Here is an 18,392-nt window from a genome sequence, read left to right as displayed (position 1 = left end):
TCGTCCAGAACGCATCTCAATCCCCCCACGGTCGAAGGCCCCGACATGCCGCAGCAAGCCCTCCCCCTGACCTATCTGGAAGCCGGCGAAGCCAATGGCGGAACGCCGATGCTGGTCCTGCACGGCCTGTTCGGGTCGGCCCGCAACTGGCAGACGCTGGCCCGCCGCTTCGGCGAGACGCACCGGGTCTATGCGCTCGACCTGCGCAATCATGGCGGCGCTCCCTGGGCCGACGGCATGAGCTATCCGGAGATGGCGGCCGACGTGCTGCGCTTCCTCGACGACCGCGGCTTCGCCCGCGCCACCGTGGTCGGCCATTCGATGGGCGGCAAGACCGCCATGGCCCTGGCGCTGGCCCATCCCGACCGGGTGGAGCGGCTGGTGGTCGCCGACATCGCCCCGGTTCCCTACACCCACACCCACGCCCCCTATGTCGCCGCCATGAAGGCCGCGAAGCTGGAGGGCGTCACCCGCCGGCCTGAGGTCGAGGCCCAACTGACCGACGCCGTGCCGGAGGCGCCGCTGCGCTCCTTCCTGATGCAGAATCTGGTTCTGGAGAATGGCGCCTTCTCCTGGCGGATCAACCTCGACTCCATCGCCGCGAACATGGCCGGCCTGATCGGCTTTCCTGATTTCGGCGCCACCCGCTATGACGGCCCCACCCTTTTCATCGGCGGCGGCGCGTCGGACTATATCCGGCCGGAGCATCACGACGCCATCCGCCGCCATTTTCCCAAGGCGGACATCCGCATGATCGAGGGGGTCGGGCACTGGCTGCACGCCGAACGGCCGGCCGAATTCGCGACGATGGTGGAGGGGTTCCTCTGACGCCGGCCCCTCCCCTCGCTCTTCGACCCGGGTTGTAGGCCGACGCAGATATTGCATCGCCCGGACGTCGGGGCTATCAAGCCAGCGCGCCTTAAAACGCGGCCTGCGAGACAACGCGGCTGCCATTCCTCGAAGGATCGACCGATCATGAGCGTCATCACCGAGATTCACGCCCGCGAAATCCTTGACAGCCGCGGCAACCCGACCGTGGAAGTGGACGTCGCGCTGGACAGCGGCGCCTTCGGCCGCGCCGCGGTGCCGTCGGGCGCCTCCACCGGCGCCCATGAGGCGGTCGAGCTTCGCGACGGCGACAAGGGCCGCTACGGCGGCAAGGGCGTGCTGAAGGCGGTCGAGGCCGTCAACGGCGAGATCTACGACACGCTCGCCGGCTTCGAGGCCGACGACCAGCGCGCCATCGATCTCGCCATGATCGAGCTGGACGGCACCGAGAACAAGGGCCGGCTCGGCGCCAACGCCATCCTTGGCGTTTCGCTGGCGGTCGCCCGCGCCGCCGCCGAGGATGCCGGCCTGCCGCTCTACCGCTATGTCGGCGGCGCCTTCGCCTCGCTGCTGCCGGTGCCGATGATGAACATCATCAACGGCGGCGCCCATGCCGACAACCCGATCGACATCCAGGAATTCATGATCATGCCGGTGGGGGCCGAGACCGGCGCCGACGCCATCCGCATGGGCTCGGAAATCTTCCAGTCGCTGAAGAAGAAGCTGAAGGACGCCGGCCACAACACCAATGTCGGCGACGAGGGCGGCTTCGCCCCCAACCTGGCCTCCACCGACGACGCGCTCGGCTTCGTCATGAAGGCGATCGAGGCCGCCGGCTACAAGCCGGGCGACGACGTCATGCTCGCCATCGACGCCGCCTCCACCGAATTCTTCAAGAACGGCAAGTATGAGCTGGCCGGCGAAGGCAAGTCGCTGTCGCCGGAACAGATGGTCGCCTACTGGACCGATCTGGCCGGGCGCTATCCGATCATCTCGATCGAGGACGGCATGGCCGAGGATGATTGGGAAGGCTGGAAGGCGCTGACCGACGCCATCGGCAACAAGGTGCAGCTGGTCGGCGACGACCTGTTCGTCACCAACCCCAAGCGCCTGGCCCAGGGCATCCGCCAGGGCGTCGCCAACTCGATCCTGGTGAAGGTCAACCAGATCGGCACGCTGTCGGAGACGCTGGAAGCCGTCGACATGGCGCACAAGGCCGGCTACACCGCCGTGTTGTCGCACCGCTCGGGCGAGACCGAGGACAGCACCATCGCCGACCTCGCCGTCGCCACCAACTGCGGCCAGATCAAGACCGGCTCGCTCAGCCGCTCCGACCGCCTCGCCAAGTACAACCAGCTGATCCGCATCGAGGAGCAGCTCGGCGTCGCCGCACGCTTCGCCGGACGCGGCATCCTCAAGGCCTGAGCGGTTTAGGGTAATGAAAAGCCCCTCTCCGGATTGCCGGAGAGGGGCTTTTGTATTGGTACGCCTGAGTTTTACTCCCCGGCCAGCGCACCGATCATCTTGCGCACCGCGGTCATCTGGAAGCCGCTCTTGCGGGCGAAATCATAGCCGGTGTAGCCGAACCAGTCCCAGCAGGCCTTGGGGTTGGAGGTCGGCTTGGCCGCGCCGTCGATCTGCGGATAGAGCACGACGATGTTGTTGACGTCGGCCCAGCGATTATAGCCGGCATGGACGGCGAAATGATCGCCGATCAGGTTCGACGCCATCTGGCAGCCGTGGAAGGCGACGTGGATGCGGCAGGTCTGCTTGCCGCCCTCGCAGGCTTCCGGAACATAGACGTAGCCGGTCTTGGCCATGCCGCTGCGGCTGGTATCGCCGACGAAAGGCGCCTGGTTGAACAGCCGCGGCTGGCGGGCCGCATTGGCTGCGTTCGGAGTCTTCGCATCGGCGTAGAAGAAGCTGACGATGGCTCCGGCCTGATCATATTGGCAGTTGTTGATGTATTCGCTCTTCTCACCCTCTTTCGGGATGAAGTCGCAGGCGGCGCCATAGCCGTCGGTGACGTAGGAGTGCGCCGCCTTGGGCAGCTTCACATAGGTGAGATTCGCCTCCGGCACGCCCAGCGCCTTGTAGAACTGCTCGGTGGCGTCGGCGACCGGCCGCTTGACCGTGATGTCGTTGTCACCGTTGAACAGATAGATCTTCGACTTCGCCAGGTTGGACAGCGGGTCGATGTCCTTCGCCGCCTCGCGCGCCTTGGCGTTGGCGACCAGGGCCGACACGTTGGGCGGCCCCATCGCCACATCCATGCAGCGCTTCAGCGCCACCACGGCCGGAGCGATGCCACCCTCCGACACCTCGGCACAGTCATAGGGGCCGCCGGCGACGATGCCGGCCGCCTTGACCAGATTGGAATAGGCGACCTGGAACTGCCCGGCCATGTAGGCGCCGGAGGAGATGCCCGACACCGTGGTCTGGGTCGGGTCGATCTTCAGCTTCAGGTCGGCCAACTTGATCGAAGCACCGTCCTGGGCCGCGACCGGAAGGGGCGCCAGGGCGACGAGCGCCGCCAGCGTGGTTTTCAGAATGGCTTGCTTGGAAATGATCATGGAAAGGTCACCTTTGCCCGGCAAGGGTTGTCAACATCGCATGGACCGCAGCGATCTGCGCCCCGCCCTTCGTCGCGTAATCCGCCCCCGTCGTGCCGATCCAGTCCCAGCAGGCGATCGGATCCGCGGACCGGCGCGGCGACAGCTGCGGGTAGAGCACGATCAGATTGTTGTTGGCCGCCCAGCGGTTGAAGCCGGCACCGGCGGTCACCGCGTCGCCGACCTCGGCCGCGGACTGGCGGCATCCGTGAAAGACGATGTGCACGGCACAGGCCGCACCACCCGCACAGGCCGGTGGCACATAGACATAGCCGGCAGGCGCCAACCCGGTGCGTACCGGATCGCCGAACGGCGTCTGGTCGAAGGGGCTGGCGGCCGGCTGGCCGGCACCTTGGTTCTCAAGCGGAGGATTCAGGCCGCCATAGATGTGCGACAGGATCCGTCCGGCCTGATCATAGTCGCCGCACGCGTTGACATAGGGGCTGCGGTTGGCGTTGCAGTCGTTGACGCCCCCCGGCGCGATGAAGCCGTTGCCGGCCTCCAGCCCGGTTTCCATCCTGATCCGGTTCGGCGGCACATGGGCGGCGCGATAGAAGGCCTCCGTCTCCTCCACCGCCTTGCGGTTCACCACCATGTCGGCGGTGCCGCTGAACAGATAGACCTGCGCCTCCGTCAAGCGGTCCAGCGGGTCGATCGCCCCGGTCATCGCCAGCGGCAAGGCCGCCTCGTACAGCGACTGGCCATGGGGCCAAAGCGCGTTCCCCTGCATGCAGGCCGCCGCCATCAGAGGATTTCCAGCGGCGCAGAGATAGGGGCCGCCGGCGATCAGGCCGACGCCGGCCATCTCGGACGAATGGGCGACGTGGAACTGGACCGCCATGAAGGCGCCGGCTGCGAGCCCCGAGGCCGAGGTCTTCGCCAGCACCACGTTGCGCGGGACGAGTGGCGCGGCATCCTGACTGCCGGCCGCAGGACCGGCGATGGCGCCACCGGAAACGAACGAGACCGCCGCCGCCAGAAGCACAACCAGAACACACCGGATCGGGCATTTCACTGCCACTTGCCGAACCCCATCCACTCCAACCGGCTCGAAAGGTAGCAAGGAAATAAGGATTGTCTAACAAAAAGGGGGAATGCGTCCTTTTCACACGCATCCCTAGATTGGTGCCGTCACCACCCGACAATCGTCGAGAGAGAGCGGTGCCATAAGAAAATGGCCGGCGGAGCCTTCACCCCGCCGGCCATCATCTTCCCGCATCCTTCATCCCGGTCCGCTCTCCGGTAACCGGAAAGCGACGACTCGGAAGGGTTCAGCTCCGCAGATAGGCGAGCATATTTTCCGGCGACGATTCGCCATAGGGGTCGCCATTCTCGCCGTCGTCGTTGATCCCCGGTTCCTCGAACCATTTCTCGACGACGCCGTCCTTCACCACCATGGCATAGCGCCAGGAGCGGAAGCCGAAGCCCAGATGATCCTTGTCGATCAGCATGCCCATGCGCCGGGTGAAATGGCCCGACCCGTCGGGGATCAGCTTCACATTCTTCAGGTTCAGGCTCTTGCCCCACTGGAACATGACGAAGGCGTCGTTGACGCTGAGACAATAGACCTCGTCGACCCCCAGCGCCTTGAAGTCGTCATAAAGCCGCTCGAAGGCCGGGCATTGTTCGTTGGAACAGGTCGGCGTGAAGGCGCCGGGCAGCGAGAACAGCACCACCCGCTTGCCCTGGAACAGCTCGTCGCTCCGCACATCCTGCCAACGGAACGGGTTGGGTCCGCCGACGCTCTCGTCGCGCACGCGGGTCTTGAACACCACCGAGGGGACCTTGCGCCCTTCCATCATCATCTCCGGCTGATTGGGGTGGACCGGCGGAACCGCCGCCCGCGCACGATAACGGCAACCCCCGCCGCCTCCAACCGGCCATAGGTCATGTCCCCTGCGGCGAAGAGCATCAAGTCCCCCCGAAAGAACAGACAAGACCTGAACCGGTCCGCGCAAAAGTGGTGGCGCCCGGTGGCAATCCTGTGACGTCGGCGAATGTTAATGTCCCATTTACCAAGATGGCATTCCCTGGTCTCGCCTGCATCCAGTGGGCACTGCGCCGACCGGTGACAATTGGAGGGCTCTTCATGCCTGTTTCTACGAAATCAGACTCTTTGCGACGGCCCGAAACCACCAAGCCGGAACTTTCTTTCAATCGCGGTTATTTCAGCAGGATACTTGTTAGTGCATTTATCTTCAGCGCCACCATCAACGCTCTGATGCTGGCCATGCCGCTCTATTCGCTTCAGGTGTTCAGCCGCGCCATTCCATCCGGCAATTACGACACGCTGGCCATGCTGACCGTCATCGTGGTGATCGCGCTGACGCTGAGCGGTCTGCTGGAGATGGTGCGGTCGCGCCTGCTGGCGCGGGCCGGCAACGCGCTGGAGGTGCGCTGGCGCCGACGGCTGACCGCCGACGCGCTCGACGCCGCCGGCCGCGGCCGTCCGGACAGCGGCCCGCTCGCCGACCTGATCGAACTGAAGGGCGCCTTCTCGCGCCCCTCGCTGCCGGCGCTGATGGACCTGCCCTGGGCCCCGCTGTATGTCATCGGCATCTATGTCATCCACCCGATGCTGGCGCTGGTGCTGGTGGTGTCGATGCTGATCATGGCGGTGATGGGCTGGATCGGCTATGTCGCGGTCAAGGACATCAACGACGAGAGTAAACTGCCGGCCAGCCGCGCCCAGAAGCTGTTCGAGGCGCTGGCGTCGCGCTCCGACACCGTGCGCGGCCTGCGCATGGGGAACGCCTCGCTCGACGCCGTCAACCGCGACTTCCTGACCGCCAGCGCCATGCAGGGCCAGGGCTATGAGCGCAGCGCCGCCATCGGCGCCGCCACCAAGTGGGTCCGCATGGTCCTGCAGATCGCCGTCACCGGCATCGGCGCCTGGCTGGTGATCGAGCAGCATCTGTCCTTCGGCGGCATGATCGCCACCTCGATGCTGGTCGGCCGCGGCCTCGCCCCGATCGAACAGACCGCCGGCGCCTGGGGCGGGCTGGTCCGCTCCGCCCAGGCCGTCCGCCGCCTGTTGCCGCTGCTGAAGCGCCTGTCGCGCGAGCCCGAGCGTCCTTCCGTCCCGGTGGAGAGCGAGCGCCTGACGGTGGAGAACCTGCTGTTCGTCTCGCCCCGCGACCAGAAGCCGATCCTGCGCAGCGTCACCCTGTCGGTCGAGCCCGGCGAGACCGTCTGCATCGCCGGCCCCAACCGTTCGGGCAAGTCGGTGCTGGCCCGCCTGCTCGCCGGCGTCGCCCTCCCCTCGGCCGGAACGGTGCGGCTGGGCGGGCTGTCCGTCGCCACTCTGACCCCCGACAGCCCCGAACAAGGCATCGGCTACCTGCCGCAACAGGTCGATCTGCTGCCGGGCAGCATCGCCGACAACATCGCCCGCTTCACCAGCGCCACCCGCGATCAGGTGGAGGAGGCCGCCAAGGCCGTCGGCATCCATGAATGGATCGAAAGCCTGCCGATGGGCTACGAGACCGAGGTCAACGACCCGCTGTCCCCGATCACCGGCGCCAGCGCCCGCCTGATCGGCCTCGCCCGCGCCGCCTTCGCCCGGCCGCCGCTGCTGGTGCTGGACGAGCCGACCGCGGGACTGGACGAGCTGGGCATCAAGGCGGTCCGCGCCTTCGTCGCGGCCTGCAAGGAGCGCGGGGCGACCACCATCGTCATGACCCACGCCCCGGTCTTCGTCGACATGGCCGACCACACCTACGTCCTGAAGAACGGCATGGCGATGGAGCTGCCGCGTCCGGAGCAGCAGGCCCAGCCCGGCGCCGTCAACCTCGCCCGCCTCCGCAATCTCGGCCCTCAAACGGGTCCGTCCACCGCCACGGCCGGGACCGCCGGCTGACCGCCGCGCCGTCCCCCCAAGACCGACCATCAGGCTGACGGCGACCGACCCGACAGAGCCAAGGAAGTCCCATGACCACGATGACCACGACCTTCCCCGCCCCCCTGTCCACCGACATGAAATCGTCCGACAACGGTTCCGAAACCCCCTCCGGCAAGCCGTCGCGCAAGACCGCGACCATCACCTCGATCCATGCGCTGCGGGCGGCGATGCCGGAAACCGGCGTGCGCGGGCTGCTGCTCGGCGGCTTCCTGGTCCTGGCGGTCGGTTTCGGCGGGATGACCGGCTGGGCGGCGGTCGCCCCCCTGCACAGCGCGATCAGCGCGTCGGGCTCGCTGGCGCCGGAAACCGGGCGCAAGGTGATCAAGAACACCGAGGGCGGCGTCATCAGCGCCATCCTGGTCAAGGAAGGCGACCGGGTCGACGCCGGTCAGGTGCTGATGCGGCTGGACAGCACCGAGGCGCAGACCCGGCTGGAGATGCTGAACGCCGCCCTGTTCGACACGCTGGCCTCCGAAGCCCGCCTGTCGGCCGAGCTGTTCGAAAAGCCCGCCATCGAGTGGCCGGCCGAGCTGGCCGCCCGCCGCGCCCGGGAGCCGGCGGTCGAGAACGCCATGACGAACCAGGAGAAGCTGTTCCAGGTCCGCCGCAACCAGCTGGACACCGAAGCCAAGCTGACCCAGGACCGCATCGCCACGCTGGGTGACGAGGTGCACAGCCTGGAAAAGCAGCGCGCCTTCCTGGCCCGCGAGATCAAGCTGTCGGACGAGGATATCCAGATCACCCAGGGCCTGCTGGACCGCGGCAACTCCACCCGCACCAAGCTGGTGGCGGCGCAGAAGGAGAACGCCCAGCTGCACGCCCAGGACCATGAGCTGGAAGCCCGCATGTCGCAGTCGCGCCAGCAGGCGGTCGACGCCCAGGGCGATCTGGTCCGCCGCCGCAGCGATTTCCGCGAGAAGGTGCTGGTCGAGCTGGACAAGGCGCGCGGCGACGCCCAGAAGCTGGCCGAACAGATCCGCGACGCCAGGAACCGCCTGGACAACCGCACCATCAGGGCGCCGGACACCGGCGACGTGGTGATGTACGGCCATCCCACCGTCGGCGGCACCATCACCGCCAACGAGCCGGTGCTGGACATCGTCCCCGACGACAAGGCCCTGCTGGCGGAGGTCCGCATCCAGCCGAAGGACATCAAGTCGATGGCCGTCGACCTGCCGGTGAAGGTGCAGCTGACCGCCTATGACAGCCGCGTCGTCGGCACCATCGACGGCACGGTGTCCTACGTCTCCGCCGACCGTCTGACCGACAACGCGACCCGCCAGGACTATTATCTGGCGCGCATCCGCCTGAAGGACGCCGATTCCCACGAGGTGCGCAATCTGAAGATCAAGGCCGGCATGCCGGTGGAGGCCCGCATCGTGCTGTCCGCCCGCACCCCGCTGGACTATCTGATCCAGCCGCTGCGCCAGTCCTATGTGAAGGCGTTCATCCAGGAATGATGGGGGGCGTGACCGGGGCGGGCGATCGAAGCCGTCGCCTTCCCGCACGCGGAAAGGCCCCCGGCCGGTTGGCCGGGGGCCTTTTCCTTGCCCGAAGCCCTTGGAGTGCAATCGTTTCAAGCGCTATCGCTTGAAACGTGAATCGGACGGAGACTCTAACTCCGTCCCGGCCGCAAATCCGGCTTGGGCGGAACCGCCATCGGGGTGGGCAGCGGTGCCGGCATCGGAATCGCCTCCGTCTGCGCCCTGGTGCGACGGGATGCCGCACGGTCCTCGGCCAGCCGGTCCATCGATCGCTGACGCTCGGCCTCGGTAGTCAGATCGGTCGGGCGTGGCGGAACCGTGCCGAGATTGGGGTACTCGTCATTGGTTCCGCTCATGCCACGAACCGGCGACGAATTGTCGCTGACCGGCGACGGATCGCCGAGGACGGCCCCCAGCGGACCGGTGTCGAGCATCCGGTCACCGCAGCCCGCCAGCCCGAAAACCATCGGCGCCGCAACGATTAGCGCGCCGACCACCCGACCGGCCGCCGCCATCCCGCGACCACTCCCCTGGCCGCCTCCCTGACTGCCCGTCACCATCATCCTTCCCCGTTCTGGCCGCCACACCGCACTTGTGCGACGATCCGTGAAATGAAATGTTCACACCTGCGGTGTATGAGAGGTTTCGTATTTCTCCCGCACCGCACCAGAAGGCCGGACCGCCGCACGCCACCCACAGCGACATGGTGCAGAACGCCCCCCAGACATCCTTCCCCCAGACATCATCCCATAGATCACCGACAGCAAGCCTGTATAGCCGTCCCTCCGCGAGGCCCAAAGCCCAATCTGGCGCCAGCCGGGCCCCGCGGACGGTGGTCACACAGGCGATGCGACCGAGACGACGCGACACCCGCCCAAAGAAGAAGGACCGTGCTCATGGCCGAGACCAAGGCCCCCCCTCAGGCTTCCACCCCGGCTTCCCCCCAGGTGCCCGACGTCAAGCTTCCCGATCCGGTAGAGATGTCGCGGGCGATGACCCGCATCGCCGAGCAGAGCCAGCGGCTGGTCTCCGAGTTCCTCGCGCGGCAGGCCGCCGACGGCGCCGGCCCGAAGAGCCCCGACCCGATGGGCGTCGGCCACGCCTTCCTCGAGATGACCACCCGCATGATGGCCGACCCGGCCAAGCTGATGCAGGCGCAGATGTCGCTGTGGCAGGATTACCTGACCCTGTGGCAGCGCACCACCCAGCGTTTCTTCGGGCAGGAGACGCAGCCGGTCATCGCCCCCGCCAAGGACGACCGCCGCTTCAAGGACGCCGCCTGGGACGAGAACACGCTGTTCGACTTCATCAAGCAATCCTACCTGCTGAGCGCCCGGTGGATGCAGTCGACCGTCAATCAGGTCGAGGGGCTGGACGACCACACCGCCAAGAAGGTCGATTTCTACACCCGCCAGTTCGTCGACGCGATGGCGCCGTCCAACTTCGTCATGACCAATCCGGAGGTGCTGCGGGCGACCATCGAGAGCGGCGGCGAGAATCTGGTCAAGGGGCTGGAGCATCTGCTGAAGGATCTGGAGCGCGGCAAGGGCGAGCTGCGAATCTCCATGACCGATTATGACGCCTTCCAACTGGGCAAGAACATCGCGGTCACGCCGGGCAAGGTGGTGTTCCAGACCAGCCTGATGCAGTTGATCCAGTACACGCCGACCACGCCGGACGTGAACAAGCGCCCGCTGATGATCGTGCCGCCCTGGATCAACAAGTTCTACATCCTCGACCTGCGCGAGAAGAACAGCTTCATCAAGTGGGCGGTCGACCAGGGCCACACCGTCTTCGTCCTGTCCTGGGTCAACCCGGACGAGACGCTGGCGGCCAAGGGCTTCGAGGACTACATGGTCGAAGGCCCGCTGGCGGCGCTCGACGCCATCGAGAAGGCGACCGGGGAGAAGGACGTCAACGCCATCGGCTATTGCCTGGGCGGCACGCTGCTGGCCTCCACCCTCTCCTACATGGCGGTCAAGAAGGACGACCGCATCAAGTCGGCGACCTTCTTCACCACGATGCTGGACTTCGCCGAGGCCGGCGAACTGTCGATCTTCATCGACGAGGAGCAGCTGACCTTCATCGAAGGGCAGATGGCCGAACAGGGCTATCTCGACGGCGCCAAGATGGCGACCACCTTCAACATGCTGCGCGCCAACGACCTCATCTGGTCGTTCGTCGTCAACAACTACCTGCTGGGCAAGGATCCCTTCCCCTTCGACCTGCTGTACTGGAACAGCGACAGCACCCGCATGCCGGCGGCGATGCACAGCTTCTATCTGCGCAACATGTACCAGAAGAACATGCTGGCGCAGCCGGGGGCGGTGACGCTGAAGGGCGTTCCCGTCGATCTCGGCAAGATCAAGGTGCCGTCGCTGTTCCTGTCGGCCCGCGAGGACCACATCGCGCCGTGGAAGAGCACCTACAGCGGCGCCCAGCTGTTCAGCGGCCCGGTCAAATTCGTGCTGGGAGCGTCGGGGCACATCGCCGGCGTCGTCAACCCGCCGGCGGCCAACAAATACTGCTACTGGACCAGCGACAAGCTGGCCAAGACCTCCGACGAGTGGCTGGAGAAGGCGACCCAGACCCCCGGCTCCTGGTGGCCGGAGTGGAACAGGTGGGTCGGCCAATATGCCAACGGCAAGGTGCCCGCCCGCCAACCTGGCGATGGCGCCCTGCCCGCCCTGGAGGACGCGCCCGGCTCCTACGTCAAGGTCAAGAACGAGTGATCACTGCGTCGCGGAACCTCCTCTTCCCTGGTGGAAAAGGAGGATTCGGAAGGGGCCGCCGAAAGGCGGCCTCTCTTTTTTCCGCCTTTTAGAGCCTGTCTGGTGCTTCAATAAGCACCAGACAGACTCTAGCCTTTTGATTTTCCGTGCGATTCACGCTCCAGACGATTCCGTCTGAACCGATCGCCCTCTAACCGGCCAATGCCGCAAGGATCGCGCGCTCCAAGCCCGCCAGATCATAAGGCTTCCGCAGGTGGACGGTTTTTCCACCGAACGACGCGGCATCCAATTCGTCAGGCCCCATTCGACCGGACGCGAACACCACCGGAAGTCCGGGCATCCGTCGCACCAATTCCGCCGCCAGATCCTCTCCGCGCCCGTCCGGCAGGGTCAGGTCGGTGAACAGCAGGTCGATCGCATGCTCCGACCCGGCGATGTGCAGCGCCTCCCGCACGCTCCCAGCCTCCAGCACCCGGTGGCCAAGCTCGGCCACCATGTCCGCGACCGCCATGCGGATCAAGGCATCATCTTCGACCAGAAGTATCGTCAGGCTTCCCGCCGCGACATTACCCGCTGCCACGGCGGGTTCCGGCCGCTCCGGCTTCCGGCCGCTCAGCACCTGACGGATCTTGCGTGCGAGAATTTCGCGGGAATAGGGCTTGCTCAGCAGTTCCACGCCGGGGTCGAGCCGGCCGCCATGCACGATGGCGTTCTGCGTGTAGCCGGAGGTGAACAGAACGGCCAGGTTCGGAAAGCGTTCCTGCGCCTTGCGCGCCAAGTCCGGACTGCGCAACGGTCCGGGCATCACCACATCGGTGAACAGCAGGTCGATCGGAACGCCGCTCTCCAGAATGGCAAGGGCGCTCTGCGCGTCACGCGCCTGCAACACTCTGTAGTCGAGGTCGGTCAGCATCGCCACCACGGTGTGGCGGACCTCCTCGTCATCCTCCACCACCAGCACGGTTTCGCTGCCGCCGCCGGCCGGCGCCATGTCCACCGCCACCGGCGGATCCTCCACCTCCTGCGTGCGCGGTAGATAGAGGCGGATGGTGGTTCCGTGGCCCATCTCGCTGTAGATCTTGACGTGCCCGCCGGACTGCTTGACGAAGCCGTAGACCATGCTCAGCCCCAGACCGGTGCCATGCCCCTCCGGTTTGGTGGTGAAGAACGGATCGAACGCGCGCTCCCGCACCTCGGGCGACATGCCGCTGCCTGTATCGGTCACCGCGAGCATGACATACTGGCCGGGCCGCACGTCGCCATGCCGGGCGGCATAGACATCGTCCAGCTCGGCATTGCCGGCCTCGATCGTCAGCACGCCACGGCCCTTCATCGCGTCGCGGGCGTTGATGGCCAGATTGAGCAGGGCGTTTTCCACCTGGGTCGGGTCGACCACGGTGTTCCACAGGCCACCGCCACCGATCACCTCGATCCTGATCTCCTCGCCCAGCACCCGGCGCAGCATATCGTCGAGACCGCGGATCAGCCGGCCCGGATTGACCACCCGAGGCTCCAGCGGCTGGCGCCGCGCGAAGGCCAGCAGCGACGAGGCGAGCTTGGCCCCGCGCGACACGCCGCTCAGCGCATTGCGCACCCGGTCCGCCGCACGCGCGTTGTCGCCCACATCGTTGAGAAGCAACTGGAGATTGCCGCCGATCACCTGGAGGAGATTGTTGAAGTCGTGGGCGACACCGCCGGTGAGCTGCCCCACCGCCTCCATCTTCTGCGCCCGGCGGAGCTGCTCCTCGGCCTGGCGCAGCGCTTGCCCCTGTTCCTTTTCAGCCGTGATATGGCGGCCATAGGCATAGATCATGTCGCCTTCGACCGAGCTGTGCCAGGAAATCCAGCGGGGCGTACCGTCCTTGTGCCGGTAGCGGTTCTCGAAATTGATCAGGCTGCGCTTGACCGCCTCCTCATGTCCGCCCTGGGTCCATTCCAGATCCTCGGGCCAGACGAAATGGCGGAAGCTGTGCCCGACCACCTCGTCGGGTCGATAGCCGAGGATTTCGGTCCAGACAGGATTGACCGCCCGGAACACCCCGTCGGCTCCCACCACGGCCAGCAGGTCACGGGAATTGCGCCAGACTTGATTCAGCTCGCGCGTCCTTTCCGCCACCCGTTTCTCCAGTTCCTCGTTCGCCGCGCGCAGCATGGCGCTGGTTTCCCGGCGAAGCTTGGCCAGCCGCAGCGTCCCTTCCACGCGCGCGATCAGTTCACGCGCGCTGAACGGCTTGGCGACGTAATCGTCCGCCCCGGCCTGGAAACCGTCGATGGCGGACTCCTCGCCGGCACGGGCGGACAGCAGGATGATCGGAAGCTCCCGGGTGTCCGGGTTGCGACGCAGCGCGTCGATCACACCGAATCCGTCGAGATGGGGCATCATCACATCGGAGAGCACGAGGTCGGGCCGGATGGCGCGGACGGCGGTCACCGCGGACCGTCCGTCCTCGACCGCCACCACCCGGTAGCCGGCCCCGGCCAGCAACCGCTCAACATAGCCGCGCATGTCGGCATTGTCGTCGGCGAGCAGGACGGTCTCCCCCTGCGCCCGGTCGGCCATGGTCGCCGGGGCGGCATCCACCGCGTCGGCATCGGGCAGCCAACGCATCGCCTCGGAGAGAAAGACGCCGGCACGGGTCGCAGTCGGCACCTGCGCCGTCTCGCCGCCCACATCCGCCAACGGGATATGCGACCTGCCGAAAGGCAGGGAGACCGTGAAGACGGCCCCCTCGCCGATGCGGCTCTCGACACCGACGGTTCCGCCATGGAGCGCCGTCAGATCCTTGACCAGCGCCAGCCCGATCCCGGTACCCTCATGCGTGCGGCCGACCTGCCCTTCGATCCGATGGAAGCGGTCGAACACGCGGGTCAACTCGGCCTCGGGAATGCCGATGCCGGTGTCGCGGACCTTGAGGACGGCGGCACCGCGAACAGCTTCCAGCGTCACCGCGACTTCGCCACGGAGCGTGTATTTGAAGGCGTTGGAGATCAGGTTGAGAACGATCTTTTCCCAGAGATCGCGATCGATCCAGACCGGTTCGGGCAGGGTCGGACAGTCGATCCTATAGGCCAGCCCCGCCTTCTCCATGGCGGAGCGGAAGCCGCTCGCCAGATCGGCGGTATAGGCCGCGAGGTCGACCGGCGCGAAGCTGGCGCGCATCCGTCCCGCCTCGATCCGGGAAAAGTCGAGGAGCGCGTTGACCAGCCGCAGCAGCCGCTGCCCGTTGCGGTGGACCATCTCCAGCTCGTTCCGGGAAACGCTGACGGATGAGCCGGCCAGCGCCGCCGATCCGTGCAGCATCTCCTCCAGCGGCCCCAGCATCAAGGTCAGCGGGGTGCGGAACTCGTGGCTGGCATTGGAGAAGAAGGCGGTCTTGGCCCGGTCGATCTCGGCCAACGCTTCCGCCCGGCGGCGCTCCGCCTCGTAGCTCTCGGCGTTGGCGATCGCCGCGGCGACCTGTCCGGCGACCAGCCCCAGAAACCGCCGGTATCCGTCGTCGAACAGGCGGTACGGATTGAGCCCGACGATCAGCATACCGGACCGTCCGGTCTCGCCGCTGGGCGGCAGCGGCAACGCGACCGCCTGCGTCGACTGGCGGTTCCAGACACCGGCCGGCAGGCTGTCGGCCACCATGGCGCGCAGGTCGGCGATATGCACGACCCCCGTGAGCTGGTCCGCGAGCGGCCAGACCGGGGCGGCCACCGTCAGGGTGTCCGGGGCGGCGGGGTGTCCGGGAGCGATGCCGGTGGCCGCGGCAAGGGCGAAATCCGTCTTCTCCGGCTCCTTCAGATAGATCAGGGCGAACGCCACATCGCGCGGATCGGTCGCCAATGCTTCGGCGCTCCGGTCGCAGACCTGCCGCCACGTCTGGGCCCGCGAGGTGCGCGTCGCCAACTCACGCAGCAGAGCGAGTTGCCGTTCGCCGATCACCCGTTCGGTGACGTCGGTGTTGGCGCAGATGATTCCGCCCGGGCTGCCGTCGTCGTCCGGGATCGGGCTGTAGGAGAAGGTGTAGTAGGTCTCCTCGGGGTAGCCGTTGCGCTCCATGATGAGGAGCTGGTCCTCGACATAGATTCCCTCCACCCCCGTCAGGGCGGTGGTCAGCAGCGGATGGATGTCGGCCCAGATCTCGCGCCAGACGGTCGAGGTGGCAAGGCCGAGCGCCCACGGATGCTTGCCGCCGATGATCGACTTGTAGGGATCGTTGTAAAGGTATGTCAGCTCCCGTCCCCAGCCGATCCAGATCGGCTGCCGGGAGGTCAGCATGATGCGGACGGCGGTCTTCAGGCTCTGCGGCCACCCGTCGGGCGGACCGAGCGGCGTCGCGCCCCAGTCATGGGCGCGCATCAACGCGCCCAGTTCCCCTCCACCGGCGAAGAATCCCGGGTCGAAACCGCCTGGAGCGCCGACGCCCAGGGTGACGGGCTGGCTGCCGCCGGTTCCGCCGCCATCTTGTGCATTCACGTTGGCACCCACTCGCCGCACCGCCTGATCGACCGGAATTCGTGTGCGTGCCAAGTGTATGGTCCATGCCGGACGGCGCAAGCCGGAGAAATGCCATACCCCGATTGGTTGCCGTCGCGTTACCCGCGGCAGTCTTTTGGTGGCAGCGCCCCAAATTCCGCAGGGGTCATGCCCACGCCCCCGCCTTCGCAGCGGGGGTTTTCCTTTCCGATCCAATCCGATAGTGTTGCGCACGCACACGTTAAGGGTTTGTTTGCCCTTTTCACGCCACGTAAGGCCTGCGGCCGTTCGCACGCCCCAAGGGATCCGCCATCCATGCCATCCGACGCCCAGACAGGTACGATGGGAGCCGCCGCGGCAGCGATGGCGAATGCCGAACCGGTCAAGCTCGCCGAACGCTACGAAATCCAGCCGGGCGCGCCGATCCCACTGCTGAACGCCGTCGGTGGCAACGCCTTCACCGCCAAGGCGCTACGCGAGAAGCGGATCGAGCCCTTCGCCATCATCTGCCATGCCGCGATCCTGCCGCGGATGGACATCTGCGCCACCGTCGGCAGCCTCGACAACGCCACCCACATGCGGTTGCTCGACTGGGGACTGGTGGATTGGCCGCAGGACCGCGGCCGGCGCTTCTGCCTGGTGTTCGAGCGGCCTGGCGGCAAGCGGCTGATGGGATCGCTGACCGACACGCTGGACCCGATGCCGGAGGATCAGCTGACCCGGCAGATCGTCCATCCGCTGGTGTCGGCGCTGAAGGAATTGTCGAGCCGCGGGGTCGTCCATGGCGCGATCCGCCCGACCAACCTGTTCTACCGCGATCTCGCCTCCGGCGGGTTGATGCTGGGCGATTGCGTGTCGGCCCAGCCCGGCTATGGCCAGCCGGTCCTGCTGGAAACGATCGAGCGCGGCATGGCGAACCCGGCCGGGCGCGGCACCGGCACCATGGCCGACGACCTCTATTCGCTGGGCGTCACCCTGCTGATCCTGGCGCTGGGCCGCAACCCGCTGGCCGGCCTCGACGACGAGGCGGTGCTGCAAGCCAAGATCGAGCGGGGGTCCTATCCGGCGCTGGTGCAGCAGCTCCGGCTGCCGCTGGCGATCAACGAGGTGGTGCGCGGCCTGCTGGTCGACGACCCCAAGCAGCGCTGGACCCTGAACGACCTGGATCTGTGGGTGGCCGGCCGCCGGCTGAGCCCGAAGCAGCCGCAGATCTCCCGCCGCGCCGCCCGGCCGCTGGAATTCCAGGGATCGGAATACTGGCATTGCCGCACGCTGGCCCGCGCCTTCGCCCGCCATGCCCCCGCCGCCGCCTCCGTCATCGAAAGCGGGGAGCTGGACAAATGGCTGCGCCGGTCGATGGGCGACGAGGTGCGGGCGGAGGCGGTGAGCAACGCCATCCAGACCGCCTCCAGCGGCAAGGGCGGCACCCAGGGCGACCGGCTGGTCGCCCGCGTCTGCATCGCGCTCGACCCCGCCGCCCCCATCCGCTACCGCGGCCGGGCGATGATGCCGGACGGCATCGCCACCATGCTGGCCGACGCCTTCATGCGCGGTGAATCCCCCCAGGCGGTGGCGGAGGTGCTCGCCAACCAGCTGCCGATGTTCTGGGTCAATGTCCAGACCGACTTCAAGCCGGAATTCGTGCCGCTGGTGCAGAGTTTCGACCAGTTGCGCAGCTTCCTCGACCGGTCCAGCCACGGGCTGGGGGTGGAACGGGCGCTCTACGAGATGAATCCGACCATGCCCTGCATGAGCGGGCTGGTCGCCCGGCAACTGCCGACCACGCTGGCCGAACTGCTGCGGGCGCTGGACTGGCTCGCCGCCGGGGGCGAACGCCACAAGGATCCGATCGATCGCCAGATCGCCGCCTTCCTCGGCGCCCGCAACAAGCGGGGGGACGAACTGCTGTTCACCCAGCTCGGCAGCGGGGTGGAACCGATGCGGCGCGTCATCGCCATGCTGACCATCCTGTCCGACATCCAGGCCCGCACCGGCGTCGATGGGTTGACCCATCTGGCCTCCTGGGTGGTGGCGCTGCTCGACCCGGCCTTCCGCCGCTTCCACAACCGCCCGCAACAGCAGGAGGTGCGCAAGATGGCCGACGCCGCCGCGCACAACGGCCGGCTGACCGAGCTTTTGAAGGTGGTGGACGATCCCGAGGCGCTGCGCCGCGACCGTCTGGAATTCGAGGCGGCGCAGATCGCCTACCGCGAGGCCGACGCGGAGATGGACAAGATCCGCCACACCATCGCCGACCGCAACGCCATCATCGAGACGTCGGGCCGGCAGGTCGCCGCCATCGCCTCCAGCCTGCTGTCGACCGTACTGGTCGCCGGCATCATCCTGTTCTTCGCATTCTGACCGGCCGAC

Annotated in this window: 11 protein-coding genes; 6 read left to right on the top strand and 5 right to left on the bottom strand. The window is 66.9% G+C overall.

The window, feature by feature from the left end; genetic code table 11:
• The first annotated feature begins 45 nt into the window (after positions 1-45).
• Together AZL_RS16815 and eno are read left to right on the top strand one after the other, a co-directional pair.
• Positions 46-828 carry an alpha/beta fold hydrolase gene (locus AZL_RS16815; protein ID WP_012975698.1) on the top strand — a complete coding sequence of 261 codons (783 nt, stop codon included), beginning with the start codon at positions 46-48 and terminating at the stop codon, positions 826-828.
• A gap of 147 nt (positions 829-975) precedes the next feature.
• Positions 976-2,253 (top strand): phosphopyruvate hydratase, encoded by a 1,278-nt coding sequence (gene eno, locus AZL_RS16810; RefSeq protein WP_012975697.1) that lies wholly within the window; start codon positions 976-978, stop codon positions 2,251-2,253.
• Between the two features lie 71 nt (positions 2,254-2,324).
• Here the strand turns inward: eno and AZL_RS16805 are convergent, their stop codons facing one another.
• From AZL_RS16805 to AZL_RS16795, 3 genes are all read right to left on the bottom strand, one after another.
• Complete coding sequence (locus tag AZL_RS16805) at positions 2,325-3,401, bottom strand: extracellular catalytic domain type 2 short-chain-length polyhydroxyalkanoate depolymerase (protein ID WP_012975696.1); 1,077 nt, start codon at positions 3,399-3,401, stop codon at positions 2,325-2,327.
• Between the two features lie 7 nt (positions 3,402-3,408).
• Positions 3,409-4,461 carry an extracellular catalytic domain type 2 short-chain-length polyhydroxyalkanoate depolymerase gene (locus tag AZL_RS16800; RefSeq protein WP_148219455.1) on the bottom strand — a complete coding sequence of 351 codons (1,053 nt, stop codon included), beginning with the start codon at positions 4,459-4,461 and terminating at the stop codon, positions 3,409-3,411.
• Between the two features lie 250 nt (positions 4,462-4,711).
• Positions 4,712-5,239 carry a peroxiredoxin gene (locus AZL_RS16795; RefSeq protein WP_012975694.1) on the bottom strand — a complete coding sequence of 176 codons (528 nt, stop codon included), beginning with the start codon at positions 5,237-5,239 and terminating at the stop codon, positions 4,712-4,714.
• Positions 5,240-5,670: 431 nt separating this feature from the next.
• On the opposite strand from AZL_RS16795, the gene AZL_RS16790 reads away from it, so the two are divergent.
• Both AZL_RS16790 and AZL_RS16785 read left to right on the top strand, forming a co-directional pair.
• Positions 5,671-7,299 carry a type I secretion system permease/ATPase gene (locus tag AZL_RS16790; protein ID WP_247894393.1) on the top strand — a complete coding sequence of 543 codons (1,629 nt, stop codon included), beginning with the start codon at positions 5,671-5,673 and terminating at the stop codon, positions 7,297-7,299.
• Positions 7,300-7,370: 71 nt separating this feature from the next.
• Positions 7,371-8,801 carry an HlyD family type I secretion periplasmic adaptor subunit gene (locus AZL_RS16785; protein WP_012975692.1) on the top strand — a complete coding sequence of 477 codons (1,431 nt, stop codon included), beginning with the start codon at positions 7,371-7,373 and terminating at the stop codon, positions 8,799-8,801.
• Between the two features lie 155 nt (positions 8,802-8,956).
• On the opposite strand, the gene AZL_RS16780 is transcribed toward AZL_RS16785, so the two are convergent.
• A complete protein-coding gene (locus tag AZL_RS16780) occupies positions 8,957-9,340 on the bottom strand; it encodes a hypothetical protein (protein ID WP_247894392.1) in 384 nt (127 codons plus the stop codon).
• A gap of 381 nt (positions 9,341-9,721) precedes the next feature.
• On the opposite strand from AZL_RS16780, the gene AZL_RS16775 reads away from it, so the two are divergent.
• Positions 9,722-11,557, top strand: coding sequence for a PHA/PHB synthase family protein (locus tag AZL_RS16775; RefSeq protein WP_148219453.1), 1,836 nt, complete (start codon positions 9,722-9,724; stop codon positions 11,555-11,557).
• 190 nt (positions 11,558-11,747) lie between these two features.
• Here the strand turns inward: AZL_RS16775 and AZL_RS16770 are convergent, their stop codons facing one another.
• A complete protein-coding gene (locus tag AZL_RS16770) occupies positions 11,748-15,905 on the bottom strand; it encodes a response regulator (protein WP_148219541.1) in 4,158 nt (1,385 codons plus the stop codon).
• Between the two features lie 432 nt (positions 15,906-16,337).
• On the opposite strand from AZL_RS16770, the gene AZL_RS16765 reads away from it, so the two are divergent.
• Complete coding sequence (locus tag AZL_RS16765) at positions 16,338-18,383, top strand: serine/threonine protein kinase (protein ID WP_148219452.1); 2,046 nt, start codon at positions 16,338-16,340, stop codon at positions 18,381-18,383.
• Positions 18,384-18,392: the final 9 nt, after the last annotated feature.

The sequence above is a fragment of the Azospirillum sp. B510 genome, from assembly GCF_000010725.1.
Classification (GTDB): domain Bacteria; phylum Pseudomonadota; class Alphaproteobacteria; order Azospirillales; family Azospirillaceae; genus Azospirillum; species Azospirillum lipoferum_B.
The sequence above is the reverse complement of the archived record's forward strand: the minus strand, read 5'-3'. Positions and strand labels throughout refer to the sequence as shown.